The sequence below is a fragment of the Pantoea sp. Cy-640 genome, from assembly GCF_011752635.1.
GTDB classification, from domain to species: domain Bacteria; phylum Pseudomonadota; class Gammaproteobacteria; order Enterobacterales; family Enterobacteriaceae; genus Pantoea; species Pantoea dispersa.
Genome location: NZ_VWXB01000002.1, coordinates 177,157 through 202,078 on the forward strand (window position 1 = coordinate 177,157; position 24,922 = coordinate 202,078).

A 24,922-nucleotide genomic window follows, 5' to 3' on the forward strand; every position below is an offset into this window, starting at 1 on the left:
ATACAAAAAAACCGGTGAGGCGACACGCCCCACCGGTTCTATTATATGTCACTTATCAGAAGCTGACTTTCACGCCCGCCACCGCGCTGGTGTCGCTGTAGCTGTGGTTGCCCAGCTGCTGCGCCACGCCGCCCCACAGGTTGACGTTCGCGTTCAGCCGCGCGTCCACGCCCAGCTTCACCTCGGCGGCATTGCGCGTGCCCGCCTGCTGGATGTTGACGCCGTTCAGCGCGGTGCCGAACGCCCTGCTGTTGTGCAGCCAGTTGGCCTCGGCGTACGGCTCGATGGCGCTCTGCGACTGCGGATCCAGCAGCGTGCGCAGCGAGGCGCGCACGCCGAGGCGGCTCTGCAGGTTGTCCTGACCGGTGCCCTGCACGCGGCTGCCGTTCTGCTCTTTCACGTCGTCCGCTTTCACGCCCTGCCAGTTCAGCTGCGCCTGCGGGCGCAGCCACAGGCTGGTGCTGTCGCTCAGCGTAGCCACCTCTGCGCGGTAGCCGCCGGCCAGCGACGCGCTGATGCCTTTCGACTTGTACGACTTCTGGCCGATGTCATCGCCCTTCACGCTGTTGTTAAACCAGCCGTAGCTCAGCGTGCTGTCGATAAACGCGCCGCTCTGCTCTGCCGCGTTCTGCTGCCAGCTGCCGTACACGCCCAGGCTGTAGCCGTTCACCTGGCCGCGCGACTGATAGCCGCTCACCGCCGAGCGCGACTTGCTCTGCGCGTTGCCGTAGCCGGCCATCGCGCCGAAGCGCAGGCTGTCGCTGCCGGTCAGCGTGCCGCTTGCCACGTCGCCGCCCAGCTGGATGGCGTAGCGGTTGGTGTCGGACTTCAGCTGGCCGCTGCTGTCTTTCACCCGGCTGTGGCCGGCGCTGTTGTGCAGCCACAGGCGCGTGCTCTGCTGCTGGCCGTTCGCGTCGGTGTAGAAGGTTTCCGCCGGACGATCATCCATGCTGGTGGTAAACAGCGTGTTGGCCGCCGCGAGGTTGGCGCTGTAGCTCGCCGCTTCCGGACGCACGATCATGTTGTGCTGATTTACCGGTGGCTCGACGATCTGGCCGCCTTCGCCCGGCGTCACCACCGGATCGGGCTCGCTGCCGTTTTTATCGCTCACCAGATACCAGCCGTGCTGATCCGCGCCCTTCACCAGGTTGTAGTCATAGGCACCGGCGACGATACGCCCTTTCTGACGGAACTCGCCGTTGCTGGCGCCGTCCACCTGAATGATGTTCAGGCCCTGAATGGTCTGCGCGCCGCTGCCGCCGGCGTTGTTCACCACCACGTCGGTGCTGCCGCTGCTGTCGCCGAGGATGTGCAGTTTATCCGTCGCCGAGTTATCGTCGCCCAGCGCCGCGTTCATCACCAGCGTGCTGTTGTCGCCGCTGTAGTTGCCGTTCACCGTCAGGGTGCTGAAGCCGGTACCGTCATGGGTGAAGTTCAGCGTACTGTTGCTGGCGCTCAGCGCATCAACGCTGCTGTCGCCGGTGATGTTCCACTGGCTGTTGTCGCTGAGCGTCAGCGTCTGCAGGCCGGATGACGCGCCGGTCCACGCCGAGCTGCCGCTCAGGTTGATCTGGCTGTCGGTGGTCTGGCTGCGGTCGATGTCCACGTTACCTTCGAACAGCGAATGGTTGCTGCCGTTCATTACCACCGAGCCGGCGGTCGCACCTTCGGTGGTGCTGTAGCCGGTTTTCAGCAGCGTGCTGCCGCTCAGCACTGAGTTATCGGCGTCGATGTGCATGTTGGTGCCGGTCAGCACGTTGACGGCGGTGCCGCCGGTCGCGGAGATGGCGGTATTCGCCAGTTTAATATCCGCCAGCGTGGCCTGATATCTGGAGAGAATGCCGGTGGCGTTTTCGCCGGTTACACGGATATCAGAGTTAGTTAGGGACAGGCTGGTGGTTAAATCGGGATCATATAAATTTACTAAATGAATTGCTGAGTTGAAACCTTCAGCATCGGAACCCGTTTTATCAATGGTGATATTATTTCCATTGAATATGCCACCGTCCTGAACTTCAATACCGTAACCGCCGCTGCGCGCTTGTACTGAAACATTCTCAGCATTCATTGTCGCGGAGAAAGCTGAAGCCAGGGCAGCTTCACTTTTTGCGTCCGAAATGATGTCAATGTTTTTGATGTTCGCCGTGCTGCTGTATCGGGCATAAACGGCATTTAGCGCATCACCGCCCACGTCAATCTGGCTGTCAGAAATATTCAGCATCGTCCCGGTCCCCGATGCTAATACGCCGATGCCGCTGCCAGTGACTTTAATCGCCGTATCAGACGCATTGAGCGTCGATTTCGAACTCGCCGTCAGGCCATTAGCGTCTGCGCCACTGACCACAAACGCACTGTTATCCACATTTAATACTGAACCTTCGCCAGTGGCGTAGCCGCCGTAAGCATTTTTGCCAGAGGTAGTGACCTGAACACCCGACGCGATGAGCGTCCCTGCATCTGCGGCATAAAGGCCATGAGCATCCTGTCCGCTGGTGCTGGCCTGCACATCGCTGACATTGAGAATCGAATTGGTTCTGGCATAAAAGCCATGCGCACCCTGCCCGGTAGTGGTCACTTTGCCATCCGTAAAGGTCAGTTGAGTGCCTGCACTTTCCGTGACCACGCCGTAGGCCTTATCACCACGGGTGGTGACCTGCGTGTTGCTACCGTTTAATGTTGAAGCGCTGCCGGCATACAAACCAAACGCACTTTCTCCGTTAGTAACAACATGTACGCCGCTGGCATTGAGTTTGCTGCCTAAGCCCGCCACCAGACCGTAGGCTTTGCTGCCGTCGGTCGTCACGTTGCCGCCGCTCAGATCGATCAGCGAGCCCGCGGCTCGGGAGTAAGCACCGTACGCGCCGTCGCCATGGGTAATGTAGTCGGTATCAGTACTGTTGATGATACCGGCGGAATTGGCGTAGGCGGCGTGGGCAGTCTGCCCGGAAGTTTCCACTTTTGTGCCGTCAGTTTTCACCGCGCCGGTCAGGCTGGCCACCACGCCGTAGCCACCCGCGCCGCTGGTGGTCACGCTGCCGCGCGTCATCTCCGCAGAGGCAGAGCCGGCGGTAGAAAACACGCCGTAGCCGCTGGTGCCCGCGTTCAGCACCGTCACGTCGGTGGCGGTGGCTTTCGCGCCGTTCTGCACCAGCAGCCCGTAGTATTTGTCGCCGGTCGCCTGCAGCGTCTGATTATTCAGCTCCACCGGCTGCGCCGGATTGTTGACGGTCGCGCCGTTGGCGGCCAGCGCCATCGGTGACCCCGCCAGCAGCAGCGCCGAACCCAGCGCGCCGCTGACCAGCCGTGATGTACCCGCCGCTTTACCTGAACAGGATGATTTGACTTTGCCGCGCGCCAGTTCAGAGGTGACGACATAACATTGCAGGGCATAATTCCAGATAACGCGATAGCTCTTGTTCATATTCTTTTCCTGATTAAGGTTAAATCAATCCCTTCCGGCAATAAGCGGAATAAGCGGTTATTTATGGGCAGGCGCGGAATAAACAGCCATCACGCTATTTTCGGTGAAGCGCTGTCTGACCGGCCTTAATTAATCCCTGCCAAATAGGCTGATGGGAAAATATTCGCAAAATCGCGGAAGGGTGAATATGAGAGCACCGGAATACGGCTGTAGTCGCAGGACTACAAAAAGTAAGCTGCTGCGCTATGCGTCAGATCAATTAAGCGTGGGATGAATGATGAAAAAGGATTAAACACTTACAGGGAAGCGGGCGGGGATAAAAAAACGGCCCCCGTTGCGGGAGCCGTCTGTCATCAGAAGCTGACTTTTACGCCGGCGATGGCGCTGGTGTCGCTGTAGCTGTGGCTGCTCAGCTGCTGCGCCACGCCGCCCCACAGGTTGACGTTCGCATTCAGCGTGGCGTCCACGCCCAGCTTCAGCTCACCGGCGTTGCGCGTGCCGGCCTGATGGATGGTAACGCCGTTCATCGAGGTGCCCAGCGCGCGGGTGCTGTGCACCCAGCTTGCCTCCACGTACGGCTCCACGCTGCGGCCCTGGTCCAGCGCGGAGCGCAGCGAGGCGCGCACGCCGACGTGGCTCTGCAGGTTATTTTCGCCGGTGCCGCGCACGCGGGTGCCGTTACTTTCCGTCAGGTCATCACCCTTCACGCCCTGCCAGTTCAGCATCGCCTGCGGGCGCAGCCACAAGCCGGTCGATTCGGTGATTTTTGCCACTTCAGCGCTGTAGCCGCCGGCGAGCGACGCCAGCATGCCCTTCGACCTGTAGGACTCTTCGCCGATGTCCTCGCCCTTGATGCTGTTGTCAAACCAGCTGTAGCTCAACGTGCTGTCGATAAACGCGCCGCTGCGCGCCGCCGCGTTCTGCTGCCAGGTGCCGTAAATGCCCAGGTTGTAACCGTGTACCTGGCCGCGCGACTGGTAGCCGCTCACCGCCGAGCGCGATTTGCTCTGCGCGTTGCCGTAGCCGGCCATCGCGCCGAGGCGCAGGCTGTCGCTGCCGCGCAGCGTGCCGGTCGCCAGGTCGCCGCCCAGCTGCAGCGCGTAGCGGTTGGTGTCGGTTTTCAGCTGGCCGCTGCTGTCTTTCTGGTGGTTGTGGCCGCCGCTGTTGCGCAGCCACAGGCGGGTGTGCTGCTGCTGGCCGTTGGCGTCCGTGTACTGCGTGACGCCCGGGCGGTCGTCCATGCTGGTGGCAAACAGCGTGTTGGCCGCCGCGAGGTTGGCGCTGTAGCTCGCCGCTTCCGGACGCACGATCATGTTGTGCAGCTCCGCCGGCGGCGCGATGATGTCACCGCCGGTGCCTTCGCCCGGCGCGGTAACCGGGTCCGGTTCAGCCGGATCGACGTCGCTGCCGTTTTTGTCGCTCACCAGATACCAGTTGTGGCTGTCAGCGCCGCTGCCTTTTACCAGGTCATAGTCGTAGGCGCCGGCCACGATGCGGCCCTTCTTGCGGAAGTCGCCGTTGACCGCGCCGTCCACCTGAATCAGCTGCAGGCCCTGAATAGTCTGCGCGCCGCTGCCGCCAGCGTTGTTCACCGCCACCTCAGTGTTACCACTGACGTCGCCCAGCACGTGCAGCCGGTCGGTGGCCGAGGTGTCGCCGCCCAGCGCCGCGTTCATCACCAGCGTGGCGTTATCCGCCGTGTAGTTGCCGTTGACGGTCAGCACCGTGAAGTTCGCGGTGTTGTGCGCCACGTTGATCACGCTGTTGTTTGCGGTCAGCGCATCGACGCTGCTGTTGTCCATGATGTTCCACTGGCTGTTGTCATTCAGCGTCAGCGTCTGCAGGCCGGATGACGCGCCGGTCCACACCGAGCTGCCGCTCAGGTTGATCTGGCTGTCCTGCGTCTGGCTGCGGTCGATATCCACGTCACCGATGAACAGCGAGTGGTTGCTGCCGTTCAGTACCACCGAGCCGGCGGTCGCGCCAGCGGTGGTGCTGTAGCCGGTTTTCAGCAGCGTGCTGCCGCTCAGCAGCGAGTTGTCGGCGTCGATATTCATGCTGGTGCCGGTCAGCACGTTGACGGCGGTGCCGTCGGTGGCGGTGATGGCGGTATTCGCCAGTTTAATATCCGCCAGCGTTGTCTGTCGTTTGGAGACAATGCCAGTGGCGTTTTCGCCGGATACATTAATATCGGAATCGCTGAGGGAAAGCGTATTATGTGCATCCGGAGAATATAAATTCAGCACGTTGATGGCCGCGTTAAACCCTTCAGCATCCGTGCCGCTTTTTTCAATGGTAATTTTATTACCATTGAATGTGCCGCCATCCTGCAATTCGATACCGTAACCGCTGCTGCGCGCATCCACACTGACAGTATCGCTCCTTAACGTACCGCCAAACCCCGCTGCCAGTGATGAGTTTCTGGCGTCATTGAAAATCACGACATTTTTGAGGCTGATTGTGCTGTCAGATGTGGCAAAAACTGCGTTTCCGGCATTCTGCCCCATTACGATTTGGCTGTCGGACAGATTAAGAACTGTCCCTTCTCCCGTTGCGTAAGCACCTATTCCATTGCCCGTAAGCTCAATCACGGTATTGCTGGCATTAAGCGTTGATTTTCCGTCCGCCTTCAGGCCATTTGCCCCATTGCCACTGGTTGCAATCGTGCTGCCTTCAATCTGCAGAAGTGAGCCTTCACCAGTGACATAAACCCCGTTGGCATAATCACCTGAAGTACTTAATTTTGTTCCTGAAACGTTCAGCTTTGCACCGCTCGCGGCATATGCACCATAAGCACTGTCTCCGGTAGTTGTCAGCGTGCTGTCTGCCAGCGTCAACTCCGTGCCAGCACTGTCAGCGTAAACGCCATAAGACTGGTCGCCACGTGTACTGACCTGTACGTTGCTGGCATTTAAGGTTGAAGCGCTGCCGGCATACAGACCAAAAGCACTTGCGCCGATGGTTTCGAACGTACTGTTATCCAGTTTCACTTCCGTACCGGCATTGTTGGCGGTCACGCCATTCGACTGGTTACCGCTGGTGGACACCTGCACGCCGCTGGCGCTGAGCTTACCGCCGGAAGCTGCCGCCAGGCCATGGGCTTTGGTGCCGCTGGTTGTCACTGTTCCACCTTCCAGAGTGACCTCTGTGCTGGTCAGGTTGCTAAAAACACCCGATGAATCGTTACCCTGGGTAATCACGGTCACATCGCTGGCAATAAGCTTGCCGCCTGAGCCCGCCACCAGACCATAAGTCTTAGTACCACTGGTGGTGACGCTGCCGCCGGTTAAATCGATGAGCGAGCCGGTACCGCGGGAATAGACACCGTAGGCACCGTCGCCGTGCGTAACATAGTCTGCGTTCAGGCTGTTAATGATCCCGGCCGAAGAGGCATATGCGCCGTAGGCAGTTTTTCCGGTCGTTTCCACGCGGGTGCTATCAAGTTTCAATGTACCGGTCAGGCTGGCGACCACGCCGTAGCCGCCGGTGCCGGTGGTTTGCACGCTGCCCCGTGTCATCTCAGTGACAGAGGATGCAAGAGTGGAGAAAACACCGTAGCCGTCAGTGCCATCGGTCAGCACTGTGACATCCGTGGCACTGGCCTTTGCTCCGTTCTCAACCAGCAGCCCATGATGATCTTTGCCCGTCGCCTGCAGCGTCTGGTTGCTCAGATTCAGGGTTTCTTCCGGGCCGGTTGCGGTGGCACCGTTTGCCGCCAGCGCCGCCGGTGAAGCGGCCAGCAGCAGCGCTGAACCGAGCACGCCACTGATGAATGAGGCTTTATTTGCCGTTTTTCCTGAACGCGATGATTTCACTTTACCGCGCGCCAGTTCCGAGGCCACGACATAACATTGCTGGGCATAATTCCAGATAACACGATAATTTTTGTTCATGCTTTTTTCCTGATTCAGGTTATGTCGTTCCATCAGCGGAATGACGTAACGGGTAAAACAGCAGCACTGCAACAGGTTATTTTCTGTCGCATCGCGCTGAGAAATGATTAAAACAACCGGATTTGGCTGAATTCTAACGTTGAGACCGGTCTTATCTGATCTAAGACCTGTCTCAAAACATTTCTTTCGGGATAAATAAAAACACGGTGTCACGCCGTAGGCTAAGGACTACAGTTTACTAAACCGATAAATTTAAATGAGTTAAAAACAATGCATCAGCACAAATCTGGCCGGGAGAGAATAAGCACAAATTCTTCCCGCGCAAGACACAATGCCGGGCAGTTAATTTTACGTTTATTAAACCGATCAGAATTCAATACGCACGCGACGCAACCTAAATGCAATAAAAACAGCGAAGCTTTTAATCACACTATTTACCTGTTAGCGAAAATTTTAACCAAACCATAACACCAACCCATCAGATATAAGCTGCAAGTCATTGAGATAAAATAAATTACCTCACAATAGACATTTAATGCTTAAACCAGGACAGATTGACAAACATTTAATCTTTGGCGCTTAAGTTCGGGTAACTGACGTCGTTTATCTCTTGTGAATAATCTTTGTGCTATGCAGAAAAGTCGCAGTGCAAATTGAAACGTTGTAAATAAGACAATCAGCAGCCAGCTGTAAGATATGGACTACATTTAAAAATAAATGCCTGCAAACAGAATGGTCTTGAGTTGATTAAGATGCCGTTATATAAGTGTGCTTTTGAACGAGCGTGCTCAGATTAATTAAGAGAAAGGCAGTGCGTATGGCTAACTTTGTTATTGTGGATGACCATCCTATTGTGCGCGTGGCGATACGGCTGGTGCTGGAAAATGCCGGACATCGTGTTTCAGCAGAGGCTGGCGACGGCGACAATATATTTAGCCTGGTCAAAGAGAAAGGTGCCGATGCGGCAATTATTGATATTGATCTGCCCGGCATTGGTGGTATTGAAGCGGTTAAAAACCTACGCACCGCCGGATCATTAATCCCGGTGATTGTGATGAGCGGAAAAAACGCGGAATTTTACGCTTACGAGAGTAAAAAAGCCGGTGCCAATGGCTTTATCAGCAAAAAAAACAACCTCAATGATCTGACCCACGCCGTCGACGCGGTGCTGTCCGGCTATGGTTTTTTCCCGCTGCGCCTGAGTCACCAGGCGGAGGGCGATCAGCTGGTGCAGGACAGCGACAAATTGCTGCTGCTGTCGCATCGCGAATATGAAGTGCTGCGCTACCTCGGTGAAGGCACCGAGATTGTCAAAATTGCCAACCGCATGAAGCTCAGCAATAAAACGGTCAGTACCTATAAAGCCAGACTGATGGAAAAGTTATCGCTGAAAAATCAAAAGGATTTACTCGATTTCACCCGCCGGAACCAGATCAACTGATGCGACTTTTTTTCCTGTGCGCGCTGTGCTGCGCGCTGCTGCTGGTCGCCCCACTGCGCGCGGCGGTGCAGCAGCTTAATTATCAGCCCAACGATTTGCCGGCGATGCCCGCGCCGATGCTCAATGACAGCGACTGGCACTGGCTGGGGCAAAAGCGCGACAGCGTGATTGGCATCTACGGGCCGGATCGGCCACCGATGCTGCGCACCAATCCTGAAGGAAGAGTGTTTGGCTACATTCCCGATGCGGCTTACGCTGCGCTGCACAGCCTGGGTATCAGTTTTCGCGTTAAACATTACGACACCGCGCCCGAAGCCTTTGCCGCGCTGGCGCGCGAAGAGCTGGATATGATATTTGTGCCGGCCGGTGAAGCGGTGCCGGCGCATGTTAACGACACCATCAGCGTAACTGCGCTGAAAGCCAGTCCGGTTCGGGTGGTACGCAGCAGCAGTAACCCGCTGGCCGGTCAGGAATTTTTACCTGGCCCGGCGATAACCTCTCCCTACAGCCAGCTGCCGCAGGTCGCGATGGGCACGCTGCCCTATGCCGATGTGCCGGCGGTGGAAGCCTATTACCTGATTGAACGCAACTATCTGAATACGCTAACCATCGATCACATTCTGCCCGATCTCAGTTCGCCGTATCGCTTTGTGGTTAACAGTAAAGAACACGTGCTGGCGCGGGCGATGCGCATTGCGTTTGACGCCCTGCAGCGCCATGCGGCCGGTGAGATCATCGCCGCACGCTGGGATATCGCCAACATCACGCGCTTCGTCACCACGCCGCTGGCGCTGACGCCCACCGAGCAGGCCTGGCTGCAGACGCATAACCAAATCAACATGGCGGTCACGGACCTGGTGGCACCGTTCTTTATCAAAAACGCGCAGGGCGAAATCACCGGCATCGTGCCGGAGTTACTCAACCTGATTGAAATGCGCACCGGGCTGAGCTTCAACTTTGTTGAGATCAGCGACAGTCGCGATCTGACCGCGCGGATGAAACGCGGCGATGTCACGATTGCCGCACCGCTGATCTGGAGCCAGCAGCGCAGCCGTGACTTTTTGATGACCACACCGTTTATGTTCACGCCGGAAGTGCTGGTGACCAACACCGCCGCGCAGGATGCACCGCCAAAACGCGCCGCGCTGGTGCGCGAGCAGGATGCCTCCCACTGGTTTCTGAAAAAATATCCCGATGTGTCAGTTGATTATGTTGGCAATCCCAGCCTGGCGATGCAGTGGGTGGCGGATGGGCAAACCGACGCCACTATTAATACGCTGGTGGGCGCGCGCTATCTCTCCGAAGGTCTGTATCCCGGCAAACTGCGCTTAACTGAGCTGAAACCGGCGCAGGAAGCGGCTATCGCCTTTGGCGTCAGCCGCAGCGAGCCGGAGCTGCAGGACATCATGAACAAAGCGCTGGCCGCCATTCCGGCCGGCATGATGACCGATGTATTAACCCACTGGCAGGCCACGCCCGCCGCGCATTTCGACACCTGGAAGCTGTACCGTAAAGAGTTTTATGTCGGCGCGCTGGGCGCAGCCACTATCATCGCCGTCACCTTTGTCTGGGCGGTGCTGCTGATGCGGCAGGTCAAACGGACGCGCCGCACCAAAGCGCTGCTGCGCCAGGAAATTCAGCTGCGCGATCGCCTGATCAATGGTCCGCCACGGCCGTTTTATGTGGCCTCGCTGGATGGGATGATCGTGCACACCAATCCGGCGTTTACCCAGTTTTTCACCCCGGAAGAACAAACCCATCTGGGCTATTCGCTGTATGACTGTCGCCATCCGCTCTATCACGTGTGGCAGCAGATCGACAAAAACATCCAGCCTGGCGACATTCCGGAAGAGGCGGAATTTGTTATTGATGACGGGCGGCAGAAGCGCCATATCCGTCACTGGATGACCTCGTACACCGGCGATGAAGTCGGCAGCGGCGGGCTGATTTGCGGCTGGCAGGACGTCACCGACTACCTGCAATTGCTGGAAGATCTTTCGCTGGCGCGCGAAGCCACCGAGCTGGCCAGCCAGAGCAAAAGCGACTTCCTCGCCACCATGAGCCATGAAATTCGCACGCCGCTCAGCGCAGTGATTGGCCTGCTGGAACTGCAGACGCAGGAAGGCCGTGCCGATACCGAACTGATTCGCGTGGCGCACGAAGCGGCGGTCAGCCTGATGGATATCGTCGGTGATATTCTGGATATGGCGAAAATTGAGTCGGGACGCATGACGCTGCAGCCGCAGTGGGTCAGCCTGCATGCGCTGGTGCGCCCGGTGATCTGTGCCTTCGACGGCCTGGCGCGGCAGAAAGGCATCAACCTGAACCTGATGCTGCCGGTCGGCGATGACGATCTGTTTTGCGATGCCAGCCGCGTACGCCAGGTGCTGTCTAACCTGGTGGGCAACGCCGTTAAGTTCACCGATCAGGGTGAAGTAAAGGTGACGGTGGGTCTGACGCCGCTGGAGAGCCATACCGAGCTGCGGATCCAGGTGGCCGATACCGGACGCGGCATCGATAAAGCGGCGCAAAATGCGCTGTTCCGCCCGTTCGAACAGGCGGGCCTGTCGGATAACGCTGGCACCGGACTGGGCCTGTTTATCTGCCAGGAGATTACCCGCCTGATGGGCGGCAGCATTTCTCTGGAGAGCGAACCCGGCGTCGGCACGGTACTGAACGTCGCCGTGCCGGTCAGCGTGCGTGATATCGCTACCCCGCTGCCGTCTCCGGTCGCAGAACCGTTGCCCGCTGCGCCGCAGGTCGCGCTAAATGTGCTGATCATTGACGATCATCCGGCCAACCGCCTGCTGATCTCGCGTCAGCTGACGCTGTTAGGTCATAGTTTCCGCGAAGCGAACAACGGTGAAGAAGGCCTGGCGCAGTGGCGGCAGCAGAAGCCGGATGTGATCATTACCGATTGCAATATGCCGGTGATGAACGGTCTGGATATGACGCGCAACATCCGCCGGGAAGACAAGAGCACCTACATCATCGGCATTACCGCCAACGCGCAGCAGTCCGAGCGTCAGCGCTGCCTCGAAGCGGGCATGAACGAATGCGTGTTCCGGCCGGTTAAGCTGGCGCAGTTAACCACGATTCTGAGCCAGATTCACAGCGCCAGCGCGCTGTCGGTCGGTGATGATTTTTCTGACTGGGTGGATATCGCCGAAATCGAGAAATATATGCCCAACAGCCCCGGCGCGATCGCGGATTTTCTCGACATCGTCATTAATGAAGCACGCACCGATCTGACGCAGGCGATTGACGTGGTACAAAGCGGCGATCTCGCGACTGCCGCCAGCCTGTTTCATCGCATCACCGGATCGCTGCGCGTTACCGGCATCCGTCAGCTGACGGAGCAGTGCGAAATGCTGGAAGAGCTGGCGGAAATGCAGGAAGACAGGGAAATTATCCTGCTGCATTTGCGGGAAGCGCTAACGCTGGTGGACAGGATGGAAGCCTCATTGCGTCAGCAAACCACATCCGCCCAGGCCGGCACGCACTGATGCGCGCCGTCAGGCGTTTTTGATCAGCTTATGCAGCAGCGGATGAGTAATCTGCTCAAACATCCCGGCGTTATTAAATGCCCGCGCCGCCAGCATCGCACCGTGCACACTGGCCATCAGCGTTTTGGCTTCGTTTTCAGCGCTGTCGCTGAGCTGGAAAACGCCGCTGGCGGCGCCTTTGCTCAGCTGGCGCGCTAACCAGCCGGAGAGATCGCTGAAGTGGCCGCTGACTTCCGTGGCGACATCCGGCGGCAGCGTGGGCATTTCCGCCGCCAGCATCGCGCAGATGCAGAAAGGCGAAGTTCCCTCTTTAATGCAGTGCGCCCAGTAATCGACGTAGGCTTTCACTTCGTTCAGCGGATCGTTGATCTGTTCATCCATCGCCTGCATGCCCGCCTGCGCCTCAGCACGATATTCCTCCACCACCGCTTTCACCAAATCGGCTTTGCCGGGAAAATGGTGGTGAATGCTGGCCTTACGGATATCCACCTGGGCGGCAATATCGGCATAGCTAAAGCTTTTATAGCCGCCGGCAGTGAGCAACTGGCGGGTGCAGGCCATGATTTCGCGGGCTTTAGAGGAACGGGCAGTCATAACGCAATCCGGTAGAACAACAGAGATCGGTCAACCTACTGGCAGGCAGGGAAGAAGTCAAGCCAGCGGCCTGACGCGCAGCGCGCACTTTTTTCATTTTTTCAGCAATATTTTCGTCGCTGATTCGTCTACCTCATCACCAACCCTGTTTATCACCGTAATGAGGAACCCCAATGAGAGATTTTGACAGGCATCAGCATCCCCGTGGTCACCGCTTTGGTCATCACCGCATGGCGAAACCGCTGCTGCTCGGCGTGGTGCTGTTTGCTGCCCTTGGCCTGCTGGTGATGTCGCTGTGGAATGCGCTGCTGCCGGAACTGACCGGCGTAAAAAGTATTGGCTTCTGGCAGGCGCTGGGACTGTTAGTGTTGTGTCGCATCCTGTTTGGCGGGCTGGGCTTCCATCCCGGGATGTTTGGCATGGCGCGTCGCCGCATGCATGAGCGCTGGATGCAGATGACGCCGGAGCAGCGTGAAGCCTTTATGCAGCAGCGGCGCGAGCGGTTTGGCGGCCGTGGTCATCATGGTGGACGCTGTGACTGGCACGATCGCCGCAGCCAGCGTGACGATCCGCGCCCGCCCGCGGACGATGCGCCCGTCAAATCCCCGGATGCAGAGTAAGCGGCATGGCGCAGGATTCGCGGCTGCTGGCGGCCATCAGCGCCTGCCGCACTAAGCTCAGCGCCTTTATTCGCGGCCGCAGCGAGCGGCACGATGAGGCCGAAGATATCCTGCAGGAGATCAGCTGGAAACTGCTGCAGGTGGAACAGCCGGTGGAGAACGTCAGCGCCTGGCTGTTTCGCGCCGCGCGCAATGAGATCACCGATCGATCACGAAAAAAACGCGAGCTCTCGCTGTTTAACGCCGCCGGAGACGAAGATTTTCCCGAGGATGAAATTGCCGAAACGCTGTTTGGCGTGGCGCAGACGCCGGAGGATGAGTATCTGAAAACGCTGCTGTGGGAAGAGCTGGACGATGCGCTCGCGGAACTGCCTGCTGCGCAGCGCGAGGTATTTGAAAAGACCGAGCTGCTCGGCTTCAGCTATCAGGATCTGGCCGCCGAAAGCGGCGACAGCGTGCAGGCGCTGCTGTCGCGCAAGCATAAAGCGGTTCTGTTTCTGCGCACCCGGCTGCGCAGCCTGTACGACGAACTCACGGCCTGACCTGCGCGACCCGATAGCCAAACGGCCATCGGGTTGCGTGCTTTACCACCAGGCCGCGGTGGGCTGCGGCTGTAACAGATCAATGCCCTCGCCCAGCATCGGCAGACACAGTGCAACCTGATGCTCCGCCGCCAGCTGGACGATTTGGGTAAACGGATCGTCCCAGCGGTGAAAAGCTAAATCAAAAGCCGCGTTGTGAATCGGAAACAGCCAGCGTGCGTTGAGGTCCTGAAACGCGCGCAGCGTGTCGTGTCCTGCGGCAGCATATGAATGTCGGCCCAGCGCGCATCGTAAGCGCCGTTTTCCAGAAACGCCGCATCAAACGGACCGTATTTCCGGCCAATCGCTTTGAAACCGTCGAAGTAACCGGAGTCACCGCCAAAAAACAGGCGGAACTGATCAGAAATCAGCGTCCACGAACACCACAACCGTTTGTTGCTGTCGAACAGGCCGCGTCCGGAAAAGTGCTGCGACGGCGTCGCGACAAAATGGATGCCGCCGATATCCCGCGACTGCCACCAGTCGAGCTGGATGACTTTCTCCGGCGCAACGCCCCACTTAATCAGCAAATCGCCGACGCCGAGCGGCGTGAGAAAGTGCTTCACCCGATCTTTCAGCTGCATGATGGTGTGGTAATCAAGATGATCGTAATGGTCGTGCGACAAAATAATGCCTTCGATCGGCGGCAGATCGGCCACGGCAATCGGCGCTGGCTGAAAGCGCTTCGGCCCCAGTCGCTTAAAGGGTGACGCGCGCTCGGCGAATACCGGATCGGTCAGCCAGAACTGGCCATTGAGCTTCAGCAACAGCGAAGAGTGGCCGAGGCGAAAGACGCTGTTGGGCGCGGCCTGTACCAGCGCGGCGGCCGTGATGGGCTGCACCGGCAGCGCGGCCGGCGGCTGGGTATCTTTCGGTTTATTGAACAGGAAATCCCACAGCATTTTGCGGTAGTCGCCAAAGCTCAGCGACTGACGCGGCTGGACATTGCGAAACTTTTTGCCATCAAACTGAGCGGAGTGCGGATACTCCCTGATTGCACCCCGGCAGAGGCTGGAACCCTTCAACATAGCGCGGATACCTCGAAAATGAGAAAGCTGGCTGGCAGCAGCGGTAAACATCTGCGGCTACGTTAACCGTTTTATGCCGCGCGCGTCCTCACATTACGAGCCATCGCACAACCGGTAACGCAGAATTTCGCTGCCGGTGTGGCCTTCCTCTGGCGGATGACAGGGCGGCAGCAGGCAGGTAAAGTAGCGCTTTTGCATGATTTTACGAGGGAAAATGAACACGCTTTTCGTTTACGGCACGCTGCAGCCGGGCCAGTGCAATGCGCATATCCTGGAAAACATCGGCGGTGAGTGGCTGGCAGGGACGGTCGCCGGCACTTACTATGCCAACGGCTGGGGCGCGGCGGCTGATTTTCCCGGCATCGTACTTGATGAGCACGGCGCGCGCGTGCCGGGTTATCTGTTCATCTCGGACCGGCTGGCGCTGCACTGGCCGATGCTGGATGAGTTTGAAGATGGCTACGACCGGGTGCCGGTTGAGGTCACCACGACCGACGGCCAGCAGCGGACCGCGTGGATTTATCAGCTGCAGCCACAGCAGGACGTCGCGCGCTAACCTCGTACCTTGCCTACACTGATCCTCACCAGACTGTGAGGAAAAGCCATGATCACCATTTGTACCGCCTGCGGCACGTCTTATCAGCAGCAGCAACCTGCCCTAACGCAGTGTCGCATTTGTCAGGATGAACGCCAGTTTGTGCCGCCCGGCGGGCAGCAGTGGATCGATCAGTCTGCGCTGCGCGCCTCGCATCAAAACCAGTGGCAACAGCTGGCGCCCGGGCTGCTCAGCCTGCAAACCGTACCAGATTTTGCCATTAACCAGCGCGTCTTTGTGCTGCAAACGCCGCACGGCAATATCCTGTGGGATTGCATCGCGCATCTGGATGACGCCACCGTCACGCTGTTGCGTGCGCTCGGCGGCCTGCACGCCATCGCCATCTCCCATCCCCACTATTACAGCACCATGCAGGACTGGGCCGACGCCTTCGACGCACCGGTGTATCTGCACGCCAGCGACAGCGAGTGGATTATGCGCGCATCGCCCCGTCTGCTGCCCTGGCACGGCGACAGCTGTGATCTGCTGCCGGGCGTGCGGCTGTTACGTCTCGGCGGCCACTTTGCCGGCGGCACGGTGCTGCACTGGTCGCACGACGGCGGCGTGCTGCTGAGCGGCGATATTTTGCAGGTAACGCCCGGTGCCAGTGCGGTTTCGTTTATGTGGAGCTATCCCAATATGTTACCGCTGGCCGGCGCCACGGTGACGGCCATGCTGCAGCGGTTGCAGGGCGTGAAGTTTACACGCCTGTACGGCGCGTTTGCCGGCCGCGAAATTCTCGCGCGTGCCGATGAGGCGGTGCAGCAGTCGGGCCGCCGCTATCTGGCCTGTCTGCAGCATCCACAGCCGTAGCGCTTACACAGCCGCGCTGGATAAATACCAGGCGATCGCACCGCGCACGGATGTACAGACGTCTGGACGTATACTATAGTCGGTTTCCTGCAAACATAAGGAAACCTGCAAACAATGAAAAAAACATGGCTTACCGCCCTGCTGGCGGCCTCTGTCACCCTGCTCAGCGCCTGTGACAACCACAACGACAACAAAATCAAAGTGGCGATCAATACCGGACCGGATGAGGCGCTGTGGCAGACCGTGAAGCAGGTGGCACACGATAAATATCAGCTCGATGTTGATGTGGTGGCGTTTAACGATTACGTGCAGCCGAACGAAGCGCTGTTCAATAAAGATGTGGACGCCAACGCGTTCCAGAGTCTGCCTTATCTGGAGATGCAGTCCAAAGAGCGCGGATATAAATTTGCCGTCGTGACCAATACCTTCGTGTTCCCGATTGCCGGTTATTCACGCAAGATTAAATCACTGCAGGATCTGCCGGATGGCGCTACCGTGACCGTGTCTAACGAAGCGACCACTCTGGGGCGTAGCCTGCTGCTGCTGCAGGCGCAGGGCCTGCTGAAGGTGAAACCCGAAGCCGGTCTGCTGCCGACCACGCTGGATATTACCGATAACCCGAAAAAGCTGAAGATTGTAGAAGTGGATACGCCACAGCTGGCGCGCACGCTGGACGATCCGCAGGTTTATCTGTCGATCATTAATAATAACTTTGCCGCGCTGGTGAATTTATCCGCCTCGCGTGACGGGATGTTTATGGAAGGTAAAGCGTCGCCATACGTGAATGCGATTGTGGCACGAGAAGATAATAAAGACAGCCCGAACGTGCAGAAGCTGAAAGAAGCGTTCCAGTCACAGCCGGTGCTGGATAAAGCCAACGAGATTTATAAAGGCGATATTATTAAGGGTTGGTAAGGATTACCTGCCTGTTGATGCAGGCAGGAACCGGATTACCGCACCCATCGTAGCGGCGCAATTCATTGCGCATTCCGGCAACTGTGAAGTGTTTAACTTAGCGCGATAAATCGCGCCGCTACAATGTGTGCAGGATGGCGGTGCCGAAATACAATGCCGCACGGATCGTAGCGGCGCAATTCATTGCGCATTCCGGCAACTGTGAAATGTTTAACTTAGCGCGATAAATCGCGCCGCTACAATGTGTGCAGGATGGCGGTGCCGAAATACAATGCCGCACGGATCGTAGCGGCGCAATTCATTGCGCATTCCGGCAACTGTGAAGTGTTTAACTTAGCGCGATAAATCGCGCCGCTACATATTGTGCGGTCAGAGGGTACGGATACAATTTTAGGTACAAAGTCTTAGCATCGCTATTTCCTGCATTTTTAATCATCTCGCTACCTGAACTCCCCCATCCCATTTTCTGCCAGCCAGCCCGCTTCTGCTGCTGTCTGAATCGTCTACACTTCAGGTTGAAAAAGCCGCAGCGGTGTAAAAATGGCGTAAAAATTTGGCCGATTGGTATAAAAATCGCGTACAAAAAAACGCCAACCCCTACCGATTACGCCGCTGAAACGCTATCTTCGCCAGCATAAAAGTGGGTGATTGCGACACGCCAGTGCGGTTGATGGCGCTCGCCCTTTCTCCCTGAAAAAACAGGAAATGTATGAGTCAATCAGAGAAACAGTCTCTGCCTGCTGGCATGCTGGCCGCCGCCGGCATCGTGTTTGGTGATATCGGTACCAGCCCGCTGTATACCCTGAAAGAGTGTCTGTCGATTTTGCCGGACGGCGCGCCGTCGGCGCTGGCGGTGATGGGCTTTCTGTCGCTGATCTTCTGGGCGCTGACGCTCATCGTCACGCTGAAATATGTCTGCTTCGTGATGCGCGCCGACCACGACGGCGAAGGCGGTATTCTCACTCTGATGTCACTGGCACGCCGCAACGTTGGCCGCAAAGCCGGGCATATCATCGTGCTGGCCGGTCTGATTGGCGGCGCATTTTTCTACGGTGATGGCGTGATAACCCCGGCCATCTCGGTGCTGTCGGCCATCGAAGGAATTCAGGTGGTCTCGCCCGGGCTGGAAAAATATGTGGTGCCGCTGGCGCTCACCATTCTCGCGCTGCTGTTCATTATCCAGAAACACGGCACGGAAAAGGTCAGCCGGGTGTTTGGTCCGGTGATGTTTGTCTGGTTTGTGGCCATCGGCGCACTTGGCATACGCGGCATTCTGCTCAACCCGGAAGTGCTGCACGCGCTCAGTCCGTCCTATGCGCTGACCTTCCTGCTCAGCCACAAAGCGCTCTCGCTCGCGGCAATGGGCATGGTGGTGCTGGCGGTGACCGGCGCGGAAGCGCTGTATGCCGACATGGGCCACCTGGGCAAAGCACCGATTCGTCTCGCCTGGCTGGTGATTGCCATGCCGGCGCTGATACTGAATTACTTCGGCCAGGGCGCGCTGGTGATCGCCGATGCGCAGGCGCTGAACAATCCGTTCTTTAATCTGGCTCCCGGCTGGGCGCAGATTCCACTGATTGTGCTGTCAACGCTGGCCACGGTCATCGCGGCGCAGGCGGTGATTTCCGGCGTCTATACCCTGACGCATCAGGCCATTCGCCAGGGCTTTTTACCGCCGATGCGCATCATTTTTACTTCGCATACCGAGTCCGGGCAGATTTACATTCCGGTGGTTAACTGGCTGCTGTTCACCGCCGTGATGCTGATTGTGCTGGCTTTCCGTCAGTCGTCGGCGTTGTCCTCGGCGTACGGCATCGTAGTGACCGGCACCATGGTGATCACTGCCTGTCTGGCGGGCGTGGTGGCGCTGCGTAACTGGCGCTGGCCGCTGCCGCTGGCGCTATTGTTCCTGCTGTGTATGCTGGTGGTCGACGTGCCGCTGTTCATCGCCAACCTGATGAAACTGCTGTCCGGCGGCTGGGTACCGGTGCTGCTGGCGCTGACCATGATGGGATTGATGCTGATCTGGAGCAGCGAGCGTAACCGCCTGATTCGCCGCTTGAATAACGATCAGGACGGTTTACTGGCGCTGGTGAAATCGCTGGAGAGCAATCCGCCGAACCGCGTCGAGGGCACCGCCATCTTCCTCGCGCGTAAGGAGTTTGAAATTCCCCAGGCGCTGTTGCACAACCTCAAGCATAACCGCGTGCTGCACCGCCGCGTGGTGCTGTTGCATATCCGCACCACTGATACGCCGCGCGTCTATAACCAGCAGCGCATCAGCATTACGCAATTGTCGCCATCGTTCTGGCAGGTCACTGCCGCTTACGGCTGGCGTGAAGTGCCGTCGATGGCCGAGATTCTGCATCTGTGCGGACTGGAAGGTTTTGGCTGCACGGTAAATGAAGCGTCATTTTTTACCGCGCACGATACGCTGGTGATGAAAAAACGCCGCGGTCTGGCGCGGGTGCGCGGCGGGATTTTTCACTTCTGCCAGCGCAACGCGCTGCGCGCCCATGAGCAATTTCATATTCCGCCCAATCGGGTGATCGAACTGGGCGGCCAGCGCGAGTTTTAAGCCGCGGGGCCACGGATGGCCGGATTTGCCCGCACATGATGCACCGAATTTTTTAATGGCAAATGTAAGCAGATGAAAAAATATTAGCGAAACATTACCGGAGTTGTGGCGGAACTTTTCTTAACAGCTGATTAGCAATTAAAGCTAAAACGCATAACCTCAAAAGGTGTTTATTAACCCTACCGGCATGATGATTCACCGTGCGCTTTGCCGGAATGTATAAACCAATAAACAACGATCTCAGGATCGGTTAATTCACTTCCGGCTCTGTTGTTATTTTTGAGGAGTAAGACCATGAAAGCGTTAATTAACGATGTGATTTCCATTTTTACGCCGCAAAATGTTAAACCGGTTTTAATTCGCGCCGATTTGACGCACCGCGAATTATCCTCAATCCATCCGGCAGGTGTGACCTCAGTAAGCTGGGCTACGTCAATGGAAGAGTTAACAGACGCCATTGTGAAAAAAGCCCAGGCGGCCGGCGCCGTCGGTTATCACATCACCGACGTTGAATCGCATGAGCCGGGCCACGACGGCCAGCACGTGATGGCTGCCACCGCCACGCTGTATCACATCAATGACAAGGTGGCTTACGGCTGATGCTGGGATTAACACGTTTTTCTGTTTATGGCCTGCCCGTCATTTCCGGCAGGCTTTTTTCATTAAAATAGGCGGCGAGAAAATCGAGAAAAACTTTAATACGCTGCGATTCTGCGGCGCGTTGCGTATACACCGCCCAGATATTGGCTTCCTGATACCACTGCGGTAATACCGCCACCAGCTCGCCCGTCGCCAGATACGGCGCCACATCCCACGCTGAACGCAGCGCAATACCATGCCCCTGCAACGCCCAGTGCAGAATCACCTTGCCGCTATTGGAAGAGTAATGGCTGTTCAGGCGACACAATACCTGCTGCTCGCCATTGGTCAATGCCCAGTTTCCAAATGAATTATCGCGTTCATTAATGATCAGACAGCTGTGATGAATTAACGCATCCAGCGAGGCTGGCATACCGGCGCGGGATAAATACGCCGGCGCGGCACATAAAATGCGCCGGTTGGCAATCAGCCGGCGGGCAATATAGGAAGGATTGAGATCGTCGCCAACGCAGATTTCCACATCCGTGCCGCTCTGTAGCAGGTCGAATGCCCGATCGCTTAGCATCAGTTTAATATTCAGCGACGGATGCTGGTTAATAAATGCCGAAACCGCATCCGATAAAAAGTCCTGACCGAAACCAAACGAGCAGCCGACGGTAATTTCCCCGGTCAGCTCGCCGCGCCACTGACGGAAATTATTGAGAAAGCCATCCATTTCCTGCACTACCTGCAGCGCGCCCTCGAGCGCTTTTTCACCTTCCGGCGTCAGGCGCATCACGCGGTTAGTGCGGAAAAACAGCCGCGTCTCCAGCTGTTTTTCCAGAATGGCGATGCGTTTACTGATGTAAGACGGTGACTGACCCAGCTCAATCGCCGCGCGGCCGAAACCGTCATGCCGCGCCACGCTGATAAACACGTACAGGTCTTCAATCGACGGCCAACCCTGTAACGGCTTCTGATAACTTTTTCCGGCAAGCAGTATTTTCATAACAGCACATGGTGAGTGAACGCCACGTGGTTATAACACAGATCCCAGGAAGCGCTGAAGCGAGTGCAGAAACCGCTCTGGCACCTCTTCCTGCGGTGAATGGCCGCACGGTAACGCCTCGCCCTGCACCTGCAGCGCCTTGTCCTGCCAGGTGTGCACCACATCATACAGCTGACCGACCGTGCCCTTTTCGCCCCACAGCAGTAACAGCGGACAGGCAATGCGCCGGTCGCTGTCAGCGGCATCGTGTTGCAAATCGATGCTGGCAGCGGCGCGATAATCTTCACATACCGCGTGGATCATCGCCGGATCCCGATAGCAGCGCAGATAATCTTCGAATATCGCCGCTTCGGTCGCACCCGGCGTTTTCAGCTGGCCATCAATGTGTTTACGCAAAAAGAACGCCGGATCGTGACCAATCATGGTTTCCGGCAGCGGATGCGGCTGAATCAGGAAGAACCACCAGAAGTAGCGCGTGGCGAACGCCTGATCGGTCAGCGCGTACATGGTGGCAGTCGGTGCGATATCGACAAACACGCAGCAGCTGACTTTCTCCGGATGATCGAGCGCCAGCCGGTGCCCGACGCGCCCGCCGCGATCGTGGCCGACAAACGCCACGCGCTGCAGGCCGAGCGCGTCGATCAGCTGGCTGATATCCTGCGCCATGCTGCGTTTGGCATACGGCAGATGTTCAGCGTCACTGGCGGGCTTGTCGCTGTCACCGTAGCCGCGCAAATCCGGCAGAATCACCTGATAATGCTGCGCCAGCTGTGGTGCGATTTTACGCCAGGCCAGATGATTTTGCGGATGGCCGTGCAGCATCAGCAAAGGCGTGCCTTTGCCGCCGCTGGCCACGCGTAGCGTAACGCCATTATCCAGCGTCACATCCTGCAGGGTAAAACCGGCGATAAACGGCGACGGGCCGCGGTCGATAATCTCACTCATGGTTGCTCCCTGGTGCGCTGCAGCCACGGACGCTGCGCAAAGTGCTGCGCTTCAAACTGGCTGATATCCGCTTCATATTGCAGCGTCCAGTCCACCGCACTGCCGCCACCGATCAGCATCTCGCGCTTCAGGGCACTGACCGTAAAGTGAATCACTTCATCCGCGAACTGGATGGTTTGCTGCTCCAGCGACACGCTGATGGTGTTGCGCTGCGCATCGGCGGCCACCGCGCTCAGACGCTGATAATCCGCCTCGCTCAGGCTCAGCGTCAGCACGCCGTTACGCTGGCAGTTGTCGTCAAAAATGCCGGCGAAGCTGGTGCCGATAATCGCGCGAATGCCCAGCTGATTCAGCCCCCACACCGCATGTTCGCGGCTGGAGCCGCAGCCAAAATTGGCGCCAACCAGCAAAAACGTCGCGTTCTGCCAGCCCGGCTGATTAAGGATGAAATCAGGGTTTGGCGCACCGTCGGCCAGAAAGCGCAGGTCAAAGAACACGCCGCGATCCAGCCCCTGCCGGTCAATGCCTTTGAGAAACTGCTTGGGCATAATCACATCGGTATCGATGTTAGCAGCCGGCAGCGGTGCCAGCTTGCCGGTGATGGTAGTGAAAGCTTGCATATTAAACCCCGGATTGCAGATAGTGACGAACATCAACCAGATGGCCCGCCAGCGCAGCGGCGGCGACCATCGCCGGACTCATTAAGTGAGTGCGCGCGCCCGCGCCCTGACGGCCGGCAAAGTTACGATTGGTGCCCGATGCGCAGCGATCGCCCGGTGCCAGCACATCCTCGTTCATCGCCAGACACATCGAACAGCCCGACTGACGCCACTCGAAGCCGGCGTCGATAAAGATGGCCGCCAGCCCTTCCGCCTCCGCCTGCTGCCGTACCTGGGTTGAGCCCGGCACGATGATGCCGCGCACGTGCGGCGCGATTTTGCGGGTACCAATCACCGCTGCCGCAGCGCGCAAATCTTCAATGCGCCCATTGGTGCAGGAGCCGATAAACGCGTGGGTGATGGCAATGTCGGCCAGCGGCGTGCCGGCTTGCAGCCCCATGTAGTGCAGTGCATTTTTCATCGCCTGCTGTTTCACCAGATCGGGTTCGTCAGCCGGATTAGGCACGTGGCCGCTGATGGCGCACGCCTGATCCGGGCTGATGCCCCAGGTGACTTTCGGTTCCAGATCGCTGCAATCAATGGTCAGTTGCCGGTCAAATACCGCATCATCATCGCTGCGCAACGTGCGCCACTCGGCCAGCGCCTGCTGCCACAGTTCGCCCACCGGCATTTGCGGTTTGCCGGCAATGTAAGCGTAGACCTTGTCATCCGGCGCGATAATCGCCCCGCGCGCGCCGGCTTCCACCGCCATGTTACACAGCGTCATACGCCCTTCCATGCTCAGCGCATCAATCGCGCTGCCGGTAAACTCAATCGCATACCCCGTAGCGCCGGATGCGCCAATCTGTTCGATCAACGCCAGCACGATGTCTTTGGCGGCGCAGCCAAACGGCAGCTCGCCGGTGACTTCAACGCGCATGGTTTTCAGCGTGCGATAAATCAACGTCTGTGTCGCCAGCAGGTGCTCGATTTCTGAGGTGCCGATGCCGAAGCCCAGCGCGCCAAACGCCCCGTAAGTGGTGGTATGGCTGTCGCCGGCGGCAATCACCATCCCCGGCATCACCAGCCCCTGCTCGTGCGCCACCACATGTTCAATGCCCTGTCGCGGGTCGAGCACGTCAAACAGCTCGATGCCAAAGTGTTCAGCATTTTTGCGGAAGTAATCGACCTGCAGCTGACCGCCAGCGTCGGTCATCGCCGCATCGCGCACTGGCCGCGTCGGGTTCACGTGGTCGACGTTGAGTAGAATAGTGGCCGGATGACGCACGCGACGCGACCGGTCGCGCAGACCGCTAAACGCCTGCGGGCTGGTGTATTCATTGAGGATTGACCGGTCGATATAGAGCAGCACGTGCCCCTCATCGTCCAGGTGACGTACCACATGCTGTTCGATCAGCTTTTCATACAGGGTTTTGCCCGCCATGCTCATGTCCACGCGAAAGTTAAACAAGTCATCAGAGACCTTAGGGTAAACCCTTTCGGCGTCAGATCATCAACACGCTCCGTGCAGTGATAGTGCATGATTTGTCATCGCGGCGGCGGATTTAATTTGACCTAAGTCGTGCCCGTGGTTATAAATTATATCCGCGCTCCGTTAGCGGATATATTGTTGCTTTTTCCCGCACTGCTGCTGCTTTCCTGCCGTTTATTTCGCCACTTCGCTTTTATAAAAGTTAATTAATTGCCATCAATAGTTAATTAACTAAAAACAAGTTAATCTTTTCGTAACAATCTTTTAATTTGCCAACCGAATTTTTAACGTTCATCTGCAAAGAATAAACAGG

The 24,922-nt window shown here is 57.7% G+C and carries 17 protein-coding genes; 9 read left to right on the top strand and 8 right to left on the bottom strand.

Annotation, left to right across the window (positions count from 1 at the left end):
• Positions 1-55: 55 nt before the first annotated feature.
• The gene (locus F3J36_RS06345; protein ID WP_166719481.1) at positions 56-3,421 is read right to left on the bottom strand and encodes an autotransporter outer membrane beta-barrel domain-containing protein; all 3,366 of its coding nucleotides are present in this window, start codon (positions 3,419-3,421) and stop codon (positions 56-58) included.
• Positions 3,422-3,774: 353 nt separating this feature from the next.
• Positions 3,775-7,314 carry an autotransporter outer membrane beta-barrel domain-containing protein gene (locus F3J36_RS06350; RefSeq protein WP_166719232.1) on the bottom strand — a complete coding sequence of 1,180 codons (3,540 nt, stop codon included), beginning with the start codon at positions 7,312-7,314 and terminating at the stop codon, positions 3,775-3,777.
• A gap of 817 nt (positions 7,315-8,131) precedes the next feature.
• Here F3J36_RS06350 and F3J36_RS06355 point away from each other — a divergent pair.
• Together F3J36_RS06355 and F3J36_RS06360 are read left to right on the top strand one after the other, a co-directional pair.
• Positions 8,132-8,755 (top strand): response regulator, encoded by a 624-nt coding sequence (locus tag F3J36_RS06355; RefSeq protein ID WP_058758781.1) that lies wholly within the window; start codon positions 8,132-8,134, stop codon positions 8,753-8,755.
• On the top strand, positions 8,755-12,261 hold the full coding sequence (locus F3J36_RS06360) for a response regulator (RefSeq protein ID WP_166719233.1): 3,507 nt from the start codon (positions 8,755-8,757) through the stop codon (positions 12,259-12,261). Before F3J36_RS06355 ends, F3J36_RS06360 begins: the two co-directional genes overlap by 1 nt.
• A gap of 9 nt (positions 12,262-12,270) precedes the next feature.
• Here the strand turns inward: F3J36_RS06360 and F3J36_RS06365 are convergent, their stop codons facing one another.
• A complete protein-coding gene (locus tag F3J36_RS06365) occupies positions 12,271-12,855 on the bottom strand; it encodes a TetR/AcrR family transcriptional regulator (RefSeq protein ID WP_088517635.1) in 585 nt (194 codons plus the stop codon).
• Between the two features lie 173 nt (positions 12,856-13,028).
• Between F3J36_RS06365 and F3J36_RS06370 the strand changes: the two genes are divergently transcribed.
• Positions 13,029-13,475, top strand: coding sequence for a hypothetical protein (locus tag F3J36_RS06370; RefSeq protein ID WP_166719234.1), 447 nt, complete (start codon positions 13,029-13,031; stop codon positions 13,473-13,475).
• 5 nt (positions 13,476-13,480) lie between these two features.
• The gene (locus F3J36_RS06375; protein ID WP_058781441.1) at positions 13,481-14,017 is read left to right on the top strand and encodes an RNA polymerase sigma factor; all 537 of its coding nucleotides are present in this window, start codon (positions 13,481-13,483) and stop codon (positions 14,015-14,017) included.
• A 176-nt stretch (positions 14,018-14,193) separates the two neighbouring features.
• On the opposite strand, the gene F3J36_RS06380 is transcribed toward F3J36_RS06375, so the two are convergent.
• A complete protein-coding gene (locus F3J36_RS06380; RefSeq protein WP_247653147.1) occupies positions 14,194-15,084 on the bottom strand; it encodes an MBL fold metallo-hydrolase in 891 nt (296 codons plus the stop codon).
• 214 nt (positions 15,085-15,298) lie between these two features.
• Here F3J36_RS06380 and F3J36_RS06385 point away from each other — a divergent pair, with 214 nt between their 5' ends.
• The 5 genes from F3J36_RS06385 to F3J36_RS06405 all read left to right on the top strand — a co-directional run bounded on the left by F3J36_RS06385 (position 15,299) and on the right by F3J36_RS06405 (position 20,585).
• On the top strand, positions 15,299-15,640 hold the full coding sequence (locus F3J36_RS06385; protein WP_058770129.1) for a gamma-glutamylcyclotransferase family protein: 342 nt from the start codon (positions 15,299-15,301) through the stop codon (positions 15,638-15,640).
• A 48-nt stretch (positions 15,641-15,688) separates the two neighbouring features.
• Positions 15,689-16,492: an MBL fold metallo-hydrolase gene (locus F3J36_RS06390; RefSeq protein WP_166719235.1), complete on the top strand. Its 804-nt coding sequence runs from the start codon at positions 15,689-15,691 to the stop codon at positions 16,490-16,492.
• 114 nt (positions 16,493-16,606) lie between these two features.
• Entirely contained in the window at positions 16,607-17,407 is an 801-nt protein-coding gene (locus F3J36_RS06395) for a MetQ/NlpA family ABC transporter substrate-binding protein (protein WP_021509481.1), read from the top strand.
• Positions 17,408-18,116: 709 nt separating this feature from the next.
• Positions 18,117-19,985 (top strand): low affinity potassium transporter Kup, encoded by a 1,869-nt coding sequence (gene kup, locus F3J36_RS06400; RefSeq protein ID WP_058770127.1) that lies wholly within the window; start codon positions 18,117-18,119, stop codon positions 19,983-19,985.
• A gap of 294 nt (positions 19,986-20,279) precedes the next feature.
• Entirely contained in the window at positions 20,280-20,585 is a 306-nt protein-coding gene (locus F3J36_RS06405; protein WP_021509483.1) for a DUF1471 domain-containing protein, read from the top strand.
• A 25-nt stretch (positions 20,586-20,610) separates the two neighbouring features.
• On the opposite strand, the gene F3J36_RS06410 is transcribed toward F3J36_RS06405, so the two are convergent.
• Genes F3J36_RS06410 through leuC form a run of 4 tightly spaced genes read right to left on the bottom strand, consistent with a single transcriptional unit; the run spans position 20,611 to position 24,561 of the window.
• Positions 20,611-21,573, bottom strand: a complete 963-nt coding sequence (locus F3J36_RS06410; protein ID WP_166719236.1) for a LysR family transcriptional regulator — start codon at positions 21,571-21,573, stop codon at positions 20,611-20,613.
• Between the two features lie 30 nt (positions 21,574-21,603).
• The gene (locus tag F3J36_RS06415; RefSeq protein ID WP_166719237.1) at positions 21,604-22,518 is read right to left on the bottom strand and encodes an alpha/beta fold hydrolase; all 915 of its coding nucleotides are present in this window, start codon (positions 22,516-22,518) and stop codon (positions 21,604-21,606) included.
• Complete coding sequence (leuD, locus tag F3J36_RS06420) at positions 22,515-23,138, bottom strand: 3-isopropylmalate dehydratase small subunit (protein ID WP_058775054.1); 624 nt, start codon at positions 23,136-23,138, stop codon at positions 22,515-22,517. Before leuD ends, F3J36_RS06415 begins: the two co-directional genes overlap by 4 nt.
• Before the next feature lies 1 nt (position 23,139).
• Entirely contained in the window at positions 23,140-24,561 is a 1,422-nt protein-coding gene (gene leuC / locus F3J36_RS06425) for a 3-isopropylmalate dehydratase large subunit (RefSeq protein WP_058770123.1), read from the bottom strand.
• Positions 24,562-24,922 lie beyond the last annotated feature (361 nt).

Coding starts and splice junctions, on each gene's coding strand:
- F3J36_RS06370 (WP_166719234.1), top strand. CDS start 13,029: ATGAGAGATTTTGACAGGCATCAGCATCCCCGTGGTCACCGCTTTGGT.
- F3J36_RS06385 (WP_058770129.1), top strand. CDS start 15,299: ATGAACACGCTTTTCGTTTACGGCACGCTGCAGCCGGGCCAGTGCAAT.
- F3J36_RS06360 (WP_166719233.1), top strand. CDS start 8,755: ATGCGACTTTTTTTCCTGTGCGCGCTGTGCTGCGCGCTGCTGCTGGTC.
- F3J36_RS06410 (WP_166719236.1), bottom strand. CDS start 21,573: ATGAAAATACTGCTTGCCGGAAAAAGTTATCAGAAGCCGTTACAGGGT.
- F3J36_RS06350 (WP_166719232.1), bottom strand. CDS start 7,314: ATGAACAAAAATTATCGTGTTATCTGGAATTATGCCCAGCAATGTTAT.
- F3J36_RS06395 (WP_021509481.1), top strand. CDS start 16,607: ATGAAAAAAACATGGCTTACCGCCCTGCTGGCGGCCTCTGTCACCCTG.
- F3J36_RS06365 (WP_088517635.1), bottom strand. CDS start 12,855: ATGACTGCCCGTTCCTCTAAAGCCCGCGAAATCATGGCCTGCACCCGC.
- F3J36_RS06415 (WP_166719237.1), bottom strand. CDS start 22,518: ATGAGTGAGATTATCGACCGCGGCCCGTCGCCGTTTATCGCCGGTTTT.
- F3J36_RS06355 (WP_058758781.1), top strand. CDS start 8,132: ATGGCTAACTTTGTTATTGTGGATGACCATCCTATTGTGCGCGTGGCG.
- kup (WP_058770127.1), top strand. CDS start 18,117: ATGAGTCAATCAGAGAAACAGTCTCTGCCTGCTGGCATGCTGGCCGCC.
- leuC (WP_058770123.1), bottom strand. CDS start 24,561: ATGGCGGGCAAAACCCTGTATGAAAAGCTGATCGAACAGCATGTGGTA.
- F3J36_RS06405 (WP_021509483.1), top strand. CDS start 20,280: ATGAAAGCGTTAATTAACGATGTGATTTCCATTTTTACGCCGCAAAAT.
- leuD (WP_058775054.1), bottom strand. CDS start 23,138: ATGCAAGCTTTCACTACCATCACCGGCAAGCTGGCACCGCTGCCGGCT.
- F3J36_RS06375 (WP_058781441.1), top strand. CDS start 13,481: ATGGCGCAGGATTCGCGGCTGCTGGCGGCCATCAGCGCCTGCCGCACT.
- F3J36_RS06345 (WP_166719481.1), bottom strand. CDS start 3,421: ATGAACAAGAGCTATCGCGTTATCTGGAATTATGCCCTGCAATGTTAT.
- F3J36_RS06380 (WP_247653147.1), bottom strand. CDS start 15,084: ATGTTGAAGGGTTCCAGCCTCTGCCGGGGTGCAATCAGGGAGTATCCG.
- F3J36_RS06390 (WP_166719235.1), top strand. CDS start 15,689: ATGATCACCATTTGTACCGCCTGCGGCACGTCTTATCAGCAGCAGCAA.